Source organism: Pseudomonas sp. B611 (assembly GCF_055407965.1).
Genome location: NZ_JBUZST010000014.1, coordinates 1 through 12,166 on the forward strand (window position 1 = coordinate 1; position 12,166 = coordinate 12,166).

Annotated in this window: 13 protein-coding genes; 8 read left to right on the plus strand and 5 right to left on the minus strand. The window is 61.3% G+C overall.

The window, feature by feature from the left end; all coding sequences use genetic code 11:
• Positions 1 to 167: 167 nt before the first annotated feature.
• Together ACZRMO_RS23070 and ACZRMO_RS23075 are read right to left on the minus strand one after the other, a co-directional pair.
• Complete coding sequence (locus tag ACZRMO_RS23070; RefSeq protein WP_463974288.1) at positions 168 to 2,294, minus strand: TonB-dependent receptor; 2,127 nt, start codon at positions 2,292 to 2,294, stop codon at positions 168 to 170.
• Positions 2,295 to 2,389: 95 nt separating this feature from the next.
• Entirely contained in the window at positions 2,390 to 2,779 is a 390-nt protein-coding gene (locus ACZRMO_RS23075) for a DUF2946 domain-containing protein (protein WP_463974289.1), read from the minus strand.
• A 93-nt stretch (positions 2,780 to 2,872) separates the two neighbouring features.
• Between ACZRMO_RS23075 and ACZRMO_RS23080 the strand changes: the two genes are divergently transcribed.
• The 3 genes from ACZRMO_RS23080 to ACZRMO_RS23090 all read left to right on the plus strand — a co-directional run bounded on the left by ACZRMO_RS23080 (position 2,873) and on the right by ACZRMO_RS23090 (position 6,315).
• On the plus strand, positions 2,873 to 3,310 hold the full coding sequence (locus ACZRMO_RS23080) for a DUF3995 domain-containing protein (protein WP_124530054.1): 438 nt from the start codon (positions 2,873 to 2,875) through the stop codon (positions 3,308 to 3,310).
• Between the two features lie 96 nt (positions 3,311 to 3,406).
• On the plus strand, positions 3,407 to 5,905 hold the full coding sequence (locus tag ACZRMO_RS23085) for a TonB-dependent siderophore receptor (RefSeq protein ID WP_463974290.1): 2,499 nt from the start codon (positions 3,407 to 3,409) through the stop codon (positions 5,903 to 5,905).
• 80 nt (positions 5,906 to 5,985) lie between these two features.
• Entirely contained in the window at positions 5,986 to 6,315 is a 330-nt protein-coding gene (locus ACZRMO_RS23090) for a hypothetical protein (protein ID WP_026136677.1), read from the plus strand.
• 5 nt (positions 6,316 to 6,320) lie between these two features.
• Here the strand turns inward: ACZRMO_RS23090 and ACZRMO_RS23095 are convergent, their stop codons facing one another.
• Complete coding sequence (locus tag ACZRMO_RS23095) at positions 6,321 to 7,220, minus strand: LysR family transcriptional regulator (protein ID WP_463974291.1); 900 nt, start codon at positions 7,218 to 7,220, stop codon at positions 6,321 to 6,323.
• 107 nt (positions 7,221 to 7,327) lie between these two features.
• Here ACZRMO_RS23095 and ACZRMO_RS23100 point away from each other — a divergent pair, with 107 nt between their 5' ends.
• The 3 genes from ACZRMO_RS23100 (at position 7,328) to ACZRMO_RS23110 (ending at position 9,754) form a co-directional block, all read left to right on the plus strand.
• Positions 7,328 to 8,437, plus strand: a complete 1,110-nt coding sequence (locus tag ACZRMO_RS23100; protein WP_463974292.1) for an AbrB family transcriptional regulator — start codon at positions 7,328 to 7,330, stop codon at positions 8,435 to 8,437.
• A gap of 608 nt (positions 8,438 to 9,045) precedes the next feature.
• Positions 9,046 to 9,492: a GNAT family N-acetyltransferase gene (locus ACZRMO_RS23105; protein ID WP_124529192.1), complete on the plus strand. Its 447-nt coding sequence runs from the start codon at positions 9,046 to 9,048 to the stop codon at positions 9,490 to 9,492.
• Positions 9,493 to 9,496: 4 nt separating this feature from the next.
• Complete coding sequence (locus ACZRMO_RS23110; protein ID WP_463974293.1) at positions 9,497 to 9,754, plus strand: hypothetical protein; 258 nt, start codon at positions 9,497 to 9,499, stop codon at positions 9,752 to 9,754.
• Positions 9,755 to 10,025: 271 nt separating this feature from the next.
• Here ACZRMO_RS23110 and ACZRMO_RS23115 read toward each other — a convergent pair whose 3' ends face one another.
• Positions 10,026 to 10,970, minus strand: a complete 945-nt coding sequence (locus tag ACZRMO_RS23115; protein ID WP_463974294.1) for a GGDEF domain-containing protein — start codon at positions 10,968 to 10,970, stop codon at positions 10,026 to 10,028.
• Between the two features lie 244 nt (positions 10,971 to 11,214).
• Between ACZRMO_RS23115 and ACZRMO_RS23120 the strand changes: the two genes are divergently transcribed.
• Positions 11,215 to 11,463 (plus strand): DUF1652 domain-containing protein, encoded by a 249-nt coding sequence (locus ACZRMO_RS23120; protein WP_124529186.1) that lies wholly within the window; start codon positions 11,215 to 11,217, stop codon positions 11,461 to 11,463.
• Here the strand turns inward: ACZRMO_RS23120 and ACZRMO_RS23125 are convergent.
• The gene (locus tag ACZRMO_RS23125; RefSeq protein ID WP_463974295.1) at positions 11,460 to 11,600 is read right to left on the minus strand and encodes a hypothetical protein; all 141 of its coding nucleotides are present in this window, start codon (positions 11,598 to 11,600) and stop codon (positions 11,460 to 11,462) included. The genes ACZRMO_RS23120 and ACZRMO_RS23125 overlap by 4 nt on opposite strands.
• 224 nt (positions 11,601 to 11,824) lie before the next feature.
• Here ACZRMO_RS23125 and ACZRMO_RS23130 point away from each other — a divergent pair, with 224 nt between their 5' ends.
• Complete coding sequence (locus ACZRMO_RS23130; RefSeq protein ID WP_463974296.1) at positions 11,825 to 12,136, plus strand: YXWGXW repeat-containing protein; 312 nt, start codon at positions 11,825 to 11,827, stop codon at positions 12,134 to 12,136.
• Positions 12,137 to 12,166 lie beyond the last annotated feature (30 nt).

Here is a 12,166-nt window from a genome sequence, read left to right on the forward strand (position 1 = left end):
ATCCAAACACCTCAGATTTGGGCGCTATCATAGCGCCCGATTGAAGTGTCCAAAATCATTAGGCCAGTTCAGCTTGCTCGCGAATGCGGTGTATCAGTCGCCGAATAGGTTGACTGACACTCAGCATTCGCGAGCAAGCCCGCTCCCACATTTGATCCCATTTCAGGTTAGAACCTGGTTTGTACCGCCAACTCGAAAGTCCTTGGCGACCCCAGGTAATACGCCGGCGACACATGCGCAAACTCGGCATACACCTCATTCGTCAGGTTGCGCACTCGACCCGTCACCGAGGTGTGTTGATCCACCTTGTAGCGCAGGAACGTGCCGAACAACGTGTACGTCGGCACGGTCAGGGTGTTGGCGTTATCCGCATACACCTGCGCCACATACCGCGCATCCACACCGCCTTGCCAGTCTTCGGTGAAGTCATACGTCAGCCACAGGTTGCCCACGCGCTTGGGCACGTTGGTCGGGGTGTTGCCCTTGCGCGAGACCACGGCGCCGCTGGCGATCTTCTCGTTGGACTCGTCGTATTCGGCGTCCACCCAGGCGAAGTTGCCTTCGGCCAGCAACCGTGGGGTGATGCGCAATGAGCTGGCCAACTCGATGCCGCGGGATGTCTGTGCGCCGACGGGAATGCTGCTGGTCGGGTCCAGTGGGTCGGTGACGGCAAAGTCCTTGCGCTCGATCCGGTAGGCGGCAACGGTGGCCGAGCCACGGCCGTCCAGGTAATCGAATTTGCTGCCCACTTCCCACTGCTTGCCGGTAGACACGTCGAACACCTGGGTCGTGGTTGTCGGCTGCTCGGCGGCGGTGCTGTATTGCACGTAGACATTCGCTGAGGGGATGAACTGGTAGGTCAGGCCAACGCGTCCGGTCAACGGCTCCCAACTACGTTTGAAGTGTCGCGGGTTGGTGGCGGTCACGGTGCCGTGATTGGTGACATCCAGGTCGATAGCGTCATAACGCAGACCGGTCAACAGCGACAGTTTGTCGGTGAGGCCCAGGCGGTTTTCCACGAACAGGGCCCGGGTGGTGACCTCGTTGGTCTTGTCCTTGATAAAACCAGGTCGGGTGCCCGGGATCGCATAGAAATGCCCCGGGTCGAAGTGGTTTGGATCAACTGCACTGTTTCCCGCCGCGCGCAGTGGGCTACTGGTGGTGCTGTTGATTTTGTATTCGAAGCCGCCAGACCAGGTGGTCGCCAGGCCGAAGACGCTGGCGTCGTGGCGCAGCTCGAACTGGTTGCCATTCTGCTCGCCCTGATGGCGCACCTGATACGCGGTCGAGCGGTTCACCGCGCTGTTGTCGGCGTTGTACTGGTAGGTCTCCAGGTTGCGGTAGTCGCGCTGGCTGTCGAGGTGATAGAGGGTGTTTTTCAACGTGGTGCTGTCGTTGATCCGGTAGTCGATGATCGACCGCGCCCACAGGGTGCGCTGCTCATAACGGCCATCGGCAACGTTGTAGTTGTTGAAGCGGTTGTGCCGGTCGATCTTCAGCTCGCCGGCCTTGGGATTGAGCACCGGGGTGCCCCAGTAAGGGCTGTCCTCATGTTCATCCTGGTATTCCAGGGCCAGGGTGTGGGACAGGTTTGGCGTGAGGTCGCTGAGCAGGGAAAACGCCAGGCTCCAGGCCTCGCGTTGATCGCGCTCGATATAGCTGTGGTTGGTGTTGCGGCTCACATCCAGGCGCGCGTAGTGCTGCACCTCGGCGCCCGGCTCGGTGAGGGCGTGGTTGAGGCCGAAGGCGATGCCGGTGGTGTCGTAGCTGCCATAGCTGAGCTGACCTTGCGCAGCTTGTTCTTCGCGGCCGGCGAGCTTGGTCACGTAGTTGAGCGAACCGCCCACGGAGCCGGCACCGTTGATCAGGGAGGAGGGGCCGCCCACCAATTCCACGCGGTCGTAGATCCAGGCGTCCACCGGGCGGGCCAGGCCGGTCGCGACGTTGATGCCGTTGAACATCTGGGTGATCTGGCTGCTGGTAAAGCCACGATAAGACACGAACCCGCCAAACCCAGGCGGCGCGCTGGCATTGACGCCGGGCAGGGTGTTGGCCGCATCGCGGAAGGTCTTGACGCCGTGGCGTTCGATATCGTTACGGGTGGCGATGGCCACCGATGCCGGGGTTTCCCGCACGCTCAGCCCCAGCCGTGAGGCCATGCCGCTGGATTGATCCAGCGTCAGGCCGGGTTCGGCGCTTTGCTCGCCATCGATGGTGGTGGGCGCCAGCTCTAAGGCCCAGGCGCAGACAGGCAGGCAGCCGAACAGGCCGGCCAACAGGGGTAAATGTTTCATGGTTGAATCCTGAAAAACTTGGCTTGAAAACAACGCACAGCCGCGCGCACGCCCTTGGGGATGCGGTGCTCAGTGCAGATCAGACAGCGAAGGGATCAGGCGACAGCAGGTGGCGCGCGCGGGTGAGCCGCGGGCCAGGTAAAACGGGCAGGGATGTCAGCGGCCAGCACCACGGCGGGTGGTGGCGCATGGGGTTGGGGCAATACCGCCACATTCAGGCTGGAACTGAGGGCCGGGCCCATACCGCCGCTGGAACACAGCGGGCAACCGAACGCCTTGGCCAGGGTCGGCAGGCTCTCGTCGGTGGAGTTGGCAGGGGCGGGCGCCTGGGTGCGCGGGTCCACCGTACAGAACTGGCCGCCGATGCCGTTGAGCTGCATCCCGACCATCTGCCCGTGACCGATGCTGCAGGCGAACACATTGAACAGGACGCAGCAGTAGAGCATCCAGGCAATGAGTGAGCGGTCGGCGCGGGCGAATTTCATGGGGCGGCACTTTACCACCAGCCGCCGACGAAATGCCTGCAAAAATACTCAGGGCGACTATCCTCTTCCGGACTTTTCCAGGGAGAGCCAGCCATGAGCTTTGTCATTGCGCGATGGATCGTCGGGGTGTTTACCTGCATCAGCATGGTCCACCTTTACTGGGCTGCCGGTGGCAAGCTCGGCAGCCTCGCCGCCATCCCCCAATTGCCCGGCGAATTTGCCCGCGGGCCCAGGCCGGCGTTCAAGCCTTCGGCACTGGGGACGCTGCTGGTGGCGATGGGCTTGGTAGCGATTGCGTTGCTCGTGTGCCTGCGCGCCGGCTTGTACTTTTCGGCGGTTTCCCATGGCGCGTTGCAGTGGGGCATCAGCGCGATAGCCCTGGTCATGTTTGCCCGGGCGATTGGCGATTCGGAGCTGGTGGGCTTTTTCAAGAAGGTCGGTGGGTCGCGGTTTGCCCGGCTGGATACGTATTTCTATTCGCCGTTGTGCCTGGTGTTGGGGGTGGGGTTGTTGGTAGTAGCGTGGGGCTGAAAACACACCGGCGCAAATAAAAATCGCTCTCATCCTTGCCCGATCTTCCGAGCTGCCCGTCATGGTTAATAGAACCTCTATTACCCAGGACTTCCCATGTCGCTTGCCCGTCCCTTGCACCCACTGGCCCTGTCAGTGGCGATGGCTTTTGCTGCTGTGCCGTTGCTGAATACTCCGTCCGTTTGCGCCGCCGAGACCTCCAGCACCGTGCGCGGTTTCTCGATTCCCGCTGGCGATTTGAGCCAGGCCCTCAATAGCCTCGCCGAGCAGGCTGGCCTGGTGCTGGCATTCGATGCCGGCCTCACTCGCGGCAAACACAGCAACGGCTTGAGCGGGCAGTACGCCACCGATGTGGCGCTGAGCCAATTGCTCGCCGGCAGCGGCCTGCAAGCGTTGAAGATCTCCGCCGACCGCTATCGCCTCGAAGCCATCCCGGATAACGGCGCGGCCATGGAGTTGCAGGCCACCACCATCAGCGGCGCCTACCACAGCGAAAGCCCCACCGGACCCGTGGCCGGTTACGTGGCCACCCGCAGCCTGTCGGGCACCAAGACCGACACGCCGATCATCGAGACCCCGCAGTCGATCTCCATCGTCACCAAAGACCAGATGCGCGCGCAGAACGCCGAGAGCCTCAACCAGATCCTGCGCTACAGCGCGGCCGTGGTCCCGGAAACCCGTGGCGCCACCGCTTCGCGTCTCGACCAGTTGACCATCCGCGGTTTTTCGCCCGCCACTTACCTCGATGGCCTGCGTATGCCATCGAGCCGCGACGCGTTGCCGCAAAAAGATGCCTTTGACCTGGAGCGTGTCGAAGTCCTGCGTGGCCCGGCCTCGGTGCTGTACGGGCAGGGCACGCCCAGCGGCGTGATCAACATGGTCAGCAAGCGCCCGCTGGACACGCCGTTTCATGAGGTGGGCGTGGAGTACGGCACCTTCGACAAGAAGCGTACGACCTTTGACCTGAGTGGCCCGATTGATGACCAGGGCGTGTATTCCTATCGCGTGGCCGGGCTTTTTGACGATGCCGATGGGCAGGTGGATCACACCGAAACCCGCCGCCAGGCCCTGTCCAGCGCTTTCACCTGGCGCCCGGATGACGATACGTCGCTGACCCTGCTCGGGCACTTCCAGAAGGACCCCAAGGGCGCCTCCTACGGCTCGGTGCCGGCGTGGGGCTCGGTGCTGCACAGCCCGACCGGGCACGATATCGATGTGGGGTTCTATGATGGCGAGAAGAACTTCGAGAAGAGCGACCGCGAGTACTACTCCATCGGTTACGCCTTCGAACACCGCTTCAACGACGTGTGGACCGTGCGCCAGAATGCCCGTTACCTGCGCAGCGAAGGCCAGTACCGCAGCCTCTACAGCAACTACCTGATGACGGACTACCGCACCATCCGCCGTTCGACCATCGCCAGCGATGTGAACATGGACGCCTATACCCTCGACAACCAGGTGCAGGCCAAGTTTGATACCGGCCCGTTGCAGCACACCTTGTTGATGGGCCTCGACTACCAGAACACCAGCACCGACACCAAGTCCGGATCCGGCGTCTACACCGCCGGGCCGACCCTGGATATTTTCAACCCGGTGTACGGCGCGGCTGTGCCGGTGCCGGCATACACCACCGACGGCACGTCGCGCAGCGAACAGACCGGCGTGTACCTGCAAGAACAGATGAAGTGGGACAAGTGGGTGCTGCTGCTGGGCGGTCGCTATGACTGGGCCAGCACCGATAACAGCACCCAGACCCTCAGCACCGGCGCCAAGAGCAAGTCCTCCCTGGACAGCAAGGCCTTCACCGGCCGAATCGGCCTGGTCTATCTGTTGGATAATGGCCTGGCGCCGTATGCCAGTTACTCGGAGTCGTTCAACCCGCAGTCGGGTACCGGCTACGGTGGCTCGGTGTTCAAGCCGACCGAAGGCAAGCAGTATGAAATCGGCATCAAGTACCAGCCGCCGGGCAGCAACAGCTTTATCACCGCGGCGATTTTCGATCTACGCCAGAGCAATGTACTGACCACCGATCCAGACCCCACCCACCTGTGCGGCACCGGTCGCTGCCAGAGCCAGGATGGCGAAGTGCAGTCCCGTGGCTTTGAACTGGAAGGCAAGGCCAGCCTCAACGATAACCTGGATATCACCGCGGCTTACGCTTACCTGGATAACCGCATCAGCAAGTCCAACAGCACCGTGCGTTATGCGCCCATCAGCGACATCGGCGTAGGCCCGGCCATCGCCGCCGAAGGCACCACCACCTACGCGGTGCCTCGCCACACGGCATCGGCCTGGGCGGACTACACCTTCCATGATGGCCACCTCAAGGGCTTCGGTGCCGGCGCCGGTGCGCGTTATGTCGGCTCGTCCTGGGGCGACACGGCCAACACCCTGAAAGTGCCGGGCTACACCTTGTTCGACGCGGCGGTGCACTACGACATCCCGAACATCACCAGCCTCAAGGACAACCTGCGCCTGGCCCTCAACGCCACCAACCTGGCGAATAAAGAGTACGTCGCATCGTGCTATTCCTACTCGTGGTGCTGGTATGGCTCACAGCGCACGGTACAAGCGAGTGCCACCTATCAGTGGTGATAAGGCACTTTAATGGCCCCTTTGTAACAAAATCCTCGGCAGAATCGCTTTTATTTTCAGTCGGTTAGTCGGGGATGTTAATGCGCACTGTTGGAATCATGCTGATCGCCTGCTCACTGGCAGGCGGCGCGGCTGCCGTGCAGGCACGGGAGCTGCGCGAGGGTGACAAGTACATGTGCAGTTGGGGCGCGGGCACGGCCGCCAGGGCCCAGGAATTGAAGCTGTCGGGGGTGTCGTTGTATGCCGCTCGGCAGAAGATCCAGACCATCAAGTTCAACAAGTCGTGGATGCGCATGATGGCCATGGGCATCACCGAACAGACCTATGACAGTCGCTCCCGGCTCAAGCCCGAAGCGATCCGCCAGAGTTTTTACCAGGATTGCGTGCGCTACAAAGTGGCGCGCAAATAGCCGGTTCAGTGCGACAGCGGTGAGCTGGCGTCTTCCTGGAAATACACCTTCGCCGTTTCAATAAACCGTCGATTGGCCTGGGACAGGTATTCGCTGCCCCGCCAGCACAGGTTGAAGTGCATGAACTGCGCAGGTTCGAACGACACTCCGGCCAATCCGGGCTCCTGTTCCTGCACTGAACGCAGCAGGGTGGAAAGCCCCATGCCACTGCGCGTGGCGGCAATCACCAGCGGCACGAAGTTGCTTTCCAGGGCGATGTTGAAGCGCACCCGGGCGTTGCTGCAAAACGCATCCAACAGGTGGCGTTGCAGGAAGGTGTTGTCGAACACCAGCATCGGTTCGCCCCGCAAGCGCTCTGCCGCGACCGAGTTGGCGCTCGCCAACGGGTGGTGCTCATGCATGCACAACACCATCTCATCACTGCCGAGCAACACCGACTGCCAGTCGGGATCGACGCGCCGCGACTCAAGCAGGGCCACATCAATATCCCGTGTTGCCAGGCGCGCGCTGATGTCATCGGCACTGCCTTCCACCACGTGCATGGCAATGCCGGGGTAGTGCGCGCGGAACTGCATCAGCAACTCGGGAATATGCCGGATGCCGTACATCGGCGGGATGCCGACGCGGATTTCGCCGCTGTGCAAGTGCGTCAGGTCCTGCAACTCACGACGGGCACCCGCCAACCCTTGCAGGCAGGCTTCCGCGCGGGCGAGGAACAGCTGGCCTTCGGCCGTTACGCTGATCTGCCGCGTGGCACGGTTGAAGAGTGCCACGCCCAGCTCATCTTCCAGGCGGCTGACCGCCATGCTCAGCGCCGGCTGCGCCACATGCAGGGCCTGCGCGGCCTTGGTAAAGCTGCCTTGGCGGGCGATTTCGACGCAGTACTCCAGGGCTTTGAGGTTCACGAGGGCTCACATAACAAAGAGTGATGGGTTGTTTCACAAATGGATATTTTTTGTGATGCCAGCCAGTCTATAACCTGTCGGCACTCTTCTCCATGCCGGACTTCATCATGACCCTCAACCTTCGCCAGTATTGGCTTGTAACCCTGATTGTCGGCGCCTTGGGCGGCAGCCTTGCGCAGTGGGCCGGCTGGCCGTTGCCCTGGGTCATCGGTTCGTTGCTGGCGGTATTGATCAGCCGGTGTAGCGGGGCGAGGGTTCCGCAAATTCCCCATGGGCGCGAAGCCGGGCAGTTGATTGTCGCCGTGGCGGTTGGTTGCCATTTCACCTTGCCGGTGATGCAACAAGTGGTCGCGCACCTCGGGCTGATCGTCACGGCGGTGCTGTTGACGCTGGTGTTGGCATTAGGCTCGGTGTGGTTGCTGCACCGCTGGGGCGTGGCCTTTGGCACGGCGTTTTTCGCGTTGATGCCGGCCAACTCCACGGAGATGGTCCACTTGGGCCGCCAGCGCCAAGCCGACCCCGGTTTGATCGCTGCCGCCCACAGCCTGCGGTTGTTGTTGATCCTGCTGGCAGTACCAGCGGTCGCGACCTTTGGCTTGGCGCATACCGCTGCCCCCGCGCCATTACCGGTGATCTGGCCCTGGCTGATCTTTATCCTGGGCATCAGCCTGCTGGCGGCGATGGGGTTCAAACGCTGCAACCTGCCCAATCCCTGGACCTTCGGCCCGTTCCTGATTTGTGCGGTGGGCGTCGCCTGCAACAACTTGTCGATGAGCATGCCCGGCTGGCTGAGTGGCGCCGGCCAGTTGCTGATCGGCTGTGCATTGGGCGCGGCCTTTGAGCGCAGTTTTTTCCGGCGCGCCCCGGGTTTTCTCGCCAAGGTGCTGGTGCTGCTGAGCGGCTCGGTGATCGCCACGGCGCTGGCGGCCTGGGCGCTGGGGACGTGGCTGGGTATGCCGTGGCTGTCGCTGGCCCTGGGCATGATGCCCGGCAGCGCGCCAGAGATGAGCCTGACCGCCGAGGCCTTGGGGTTGGCCGTGACGTTGGTGACGGCGATGCAGGTGATGCGCATGCTGCTGATCCAGGCGGCGTGCTTGCCGTTGTATCGGCTGCTGAGCTGCTCTTGGATAGGCGTGGTGAGCATTGCTGCTGGACCTGTGGCGAGGGAGCTTGCTCCCGAGACGGACAGTCCTGCGGCCGAGTCTTACCGGGTGTAAACCGGTTCAACTGTGGGAGCGGGCTTGCTCGCGAAGGCGACCTATCATGCGACCAAGTCTTATCGGGTGTACGCCGGCCTAATGTGGGAGCTGGCTTGCCTGCGATAGCTATGTGTTGGGCGCTGAGGCTTTTTGGTCGGAGTACATATCCGTTATTTCGGTAACGGCTGATATTGGTTCCGCCCTTACGGCGGCTCACTTTTGAAGAGCGCAAAAGTAAGCAAAACGCTCTTGCCCCACCACTCGGCACCTCGCCTAGGCTCGGTGTGCCCTCTCTCCGGCTTGAATCCGTGGGCCGCCGTCATGGGCCATCCATGGCGCGGGGCGGCTAACCCGGCGTCCTGCCGGGTTACCCACGGATTCAAGCCTGCGTTCGGCCAGCGTGGTTAACGGGGCGCCCAAGATCAAGATCAAAAGCTGAAAAGCCAGAGCCGGAGCCAGAGCTTCGGGTTTTGTCAGGTCCGGTCGTTGTGTCGATACCTATGCTTGGATAGGGCAAGCAGGGACTGTTGCCAAACCTGTGACCCGCTAGCGAGACGGTTTACAAAACCACGACAATTGCTGTGTTTGTATTTGCATACAATTGCGCCCTTCAAAAGGAGGCAACTATGCAAACCCTTATTCGGGCAGCGACGCAGGATGACGTCGAGATTCTCTTCACCCTGCGTACCTCGGTTGTGCAAAACCATTTGAGTGTCGAGCAGATGGCGGATCTGGGCATTACGCCGCAAGTGCTGGCCGACAGCATCCGCCAAGCCCCTTGTGTCTGGATTGCTGAAGTCGACGGCCAGCCTGCGGCTTTCTCGATGATTGACCTGGCCGCAGGCGAGGTGTTTGCGATGTTTGTGTCGCCGGCCTACGAGAACCTTGGCTTGGGGCGCCAACTGATGGCAGTCGCCGAGGCGGCGTTGTTTGAACACCATGAAACCCTGTTCCTGATAACGGATGGGCGTGGCGAAATCCGCGCCAACGGTTTCTATCAACGGCTGGGCTGGACGGTGGTCGGCGCAGTTGAGGGCGACGACGTGCGTTATGAGAAGAGCAGGGCTAGCTAACGCCATGGCTGCCCCAGAGACGTCGCCCTCTAATAGCCTGCGCCACTTCGCGGTCGGCGTGCTGTGTGTCGCGGTGCTGCTGGGCGCTTACTTCATGCATATCAACGCCAGCGCGGATCGCCAGCGGGCCGAGGCGGCTGAGCGTTTGGTGCTGTGTCAGCAGGTGGAACGTTTGGCCGGTGCTGCCGCGTCCGGGGGCTTGAAACTGGGCGACAGTTGCGCGAACAACGGTGGCGAAGTGTCAGGTCGCAGTAATCAATAACCCTCTTTAATAAAGGGGAATATACGTCACAAGTATCGCCCTTACTTGCACCAAAAAGTGGCACTCATATACCCGGCCACCTTAAAAAACATGTGGTTATTGAATGACTTACGGCTGTTTTAATCCGACGAAAGGATTGATTTGGACTTGTTACAGCTTTTTACAATCGCTACTATAGCCACGCGTTCACCTCCCACGGTTTATGCATTTTTAAATCCCAAGTTTCCATCAGCTACTTGGGATTTTTTTTGCCCGCGATTTGACCTCGGCGTCAAACTTCAATAGCGGCAAACTCTGCGCGCATCCGTCCATTGCGTTTGGCCTGGTACAGCAACTTATCGACCTGTTCGACAAACCCCAGCATTGGGCTGTCTGGCGTCACCGTGTGGGTGCCAACGCCAAGGCTGACGCTCAGCCATTTGGATACCGGGGAAAACCCATGCTCGATCTGCCTTTGGCGCACCAGGTGCAGGCAGCGTTGCGCCACCAACTTCGCCGAGTCGGCGTCCGTTTCCGGCAGCAGCCACACAAACTCTTCACCGCCAATGCGCGCGATGAAGTCCCGAGGGCGGTTTGCGGCCTGTGACAGTGTATGCGCGACCTGGCGCAGGCATTCGTCGCCCTTGATATGGCCGTAGTGGTCGTTGTACTGCTTGAAAAAGTCGATATCGAGGATGATCAGCGACAGCGGCAACTGGCTGCGTTGGGCGCTGGTCCATTCGCGCTCCAGCACGGTGTCGAACATGCGCCGGTTGGCGATGCCGGTGAGGCCGTCCTGGAAGGAATATTCCTCCAGTTGTTTCTGCAGGCGGATCAGGTGTTCTTCGGTCTTCTTGCGTTCACTGATATCGAACATAAAGCCAATCAGCGCTTCGACTTCGCCGTCCTTGCGCACCACATGCACCACATCGCGGATCCACACGTAGTCGCCGTTCACCGTCAGCGCGCGGTAGTCGGCCTCGTGGTCCACGCCCGCGCGGGATTGCGACACGCAGAAATTCACCACGTATTCGCGATCATCCGGGTGCATGCGCTCGACCCAGTCATCCACGCTGACCCAGCTTTGCGGGGTCCAACCCAGCAGCGTTTCAATCTGCGGGCCGATGTAGCTGAAGGTCATGGTCTGCCAGTCGATGCGCCAGGGGATGGCCTTGGTCGATTCCAGCAGGGTCTTGTACACATCGCTGTCGGGCTGGCTCGGGGGATCGATGCTCATGGGCGGCGGCTCGGGTAGTGGCGAAAAGCCAAGAGCGTCTGGTGATCGCGGGTGGGAGTCAAGCCTTCGCCGTGGCAGCAGACGAGAGGTCGTGTGCTGGGTTTCTGGCGCCAGCGGGCCAGCGTTTTGCGGGCAAAATGAGGCTTGGCTAACACTTTTGCATTAATTCTCCAGATGCGGCCAAACCTCAACTAATCTGGTCGAATCCAACCAGCAGGGTAGAACCCAGGGACGGGGGCTTATCATGATCCCAATCACCGAATTCAATCGCATCATGGCCGTGGGCTTTCTGCCGCTGTCGTGTGACTGCACCCTCAATGGCGACGGTTCGCTGCGCATCAGCGTGTTTGAGCCGGTCTCCGGGCGCGTCGATCTGTTGCTGACCCGCGTGTCGCCCGAAGGTCTGGACAGCATCCGTTCCATCTCAAACCTTATTGGTGAGCTGCGCACTGAGCTCAAGGCCGGGCGCCGGGGGTTTGCGGCGGTTGGTTAGCTGTTGACGGTGTCTGTGGTGGTTGAGACCGCACCGTAGTAGCGCCAGCAGCAATGGCGGTGTTCGGGCAGGATCACGCAGCCGCTGAGGCTGGCGATCAGCAGGGCGGCAACCAGCAGGGATAGGCGACGGGACATGGTATTTCCTCTTGGTGTGTGCGGCGTTATCCCTTTAACGCCGGTGCCCGCATAAATCCGTCGCGTAGCTTTCAAACATTTCATCAAGCGCTGTTATCCCCTGGGCAATACTGCCCTTCATACACTCCCGGAAAAAACCTGCGTGCCCTGCGACGGATTTTCCGGCACCCGCCGTTCAACCCATCAGCAGCGGACATTTTCGTTCGCCGCCTGAAGGAGTTGCCATGAGCACACTGGCCCAATTGCGCTATGCCTTGCTGGTCCCGCTGGTTTTTGCGGCGTTTGTCAGCACCCCGACGTTTGCCCAGACCGAAGTCATCATTCGCCAGGCACCGCCGGTGGAGCGGGTCGAGGTGATCCCCGCCGGGCGCCCGGGTTACGCCTGGGACCGTGGCCACTGGGGCTGGCAGCGCGGCGCCTACGCCTGGGTGCCGGGGCACTGGCAGCCGGTGATGCGCAATGCGCGCTGGCAGCCCGGCCACTGGGAATCCCGTGGCCCGAACTGGTACTGGCGTGAAGGCCGTTGGCTGCGCTGAAACCTGATACTTAGCCTGCGGACCGAGAAT

Coding starts and splice junctions, on each gene's coding strand:
- ACZRMO_RS23090 (WP_026136677.1), top strand. CDS start 5,986: ATGCGCACTGTTGGAATCATGCTGATCGCCTGCTCACTGGCAGGCGGC.
- ACZRMO_RS23080 (WP_124530054.1), top strand. CDS start 2,873: ATGAGCTTTGTCATTGCGCGATGGATCGTCGGGGTGTTTACCTGCATC.
- ACZRMO_RS23110 (WP_463974293.1), top strand. CDS start 9,497: ATGGCTGCCCCAGAGACGTCGCCCTCTAATAGCCTGCGCCACTTCGCG.
- ACZRMO_RS23120 (WP_124529186.1), top strand. CDS start 11,215: ATGATCCCAATCACCGAATTCAATCGCATCATGGCCGTGGGCTTTCTG.
- ACZRMO_RS23070 (WP_463974288.1), bottom strand. CDS start 2,294: ATGAAACATTTACCCCTGTTGGCCGGCCTGTTCGGCTGCCTGCCTGTC.
- ACZRMO_RS23105 (WP_124529192.1), top strand. CDS start 9,046: ATGCAAACCCTTATTCGGGCAGCGACGCAGGATGACGTCGAGATTCTC.
- ACZRMO_RS23075 (WP_463974289.1), bottom strand. CDS start 2,779: ATGAAATTCGCCCGCGCCGACCGCTCACTCATTGCCTGGATGCTCTAC.
- ACZRMO_RS23115 (WP_463974294.1), bottom strand. CDS start 10,970: ATGAGCATCGATCCCCCGAGCCAGCCCGACAGCGATGTGTACAAGACC.
- ACZRMO_RS23085 (WP_463974290.1), top strand. CDS start 3,407: ATGTCGCTTGCCCGTCCCTTGCACCCACTGGCCCTGTCAGTGGCGATG.
- ACZRMO_RS23125 (WP_463974295.1), bottom strand. CDS start 11,600: ATGTCCCGTCGCCTATCCCTGCTGGTTGCCGCCCTGCTGATCGCCAGC.
- ACZRMO_RS23100 (WP_463974292.1), top strand. CDS start 7,328: ATGACCCTCAACCTTCGCCAGTATTGGCTTGTAACCCTGATTGTCGGC.
- ACZRMO_RS23130 (WP_463974296.1), top strand. CDS start 11,825: ATGAGCACACTGGCCCAATTGCGCTATGCCTTGCTGGTCCCGCTGGTT.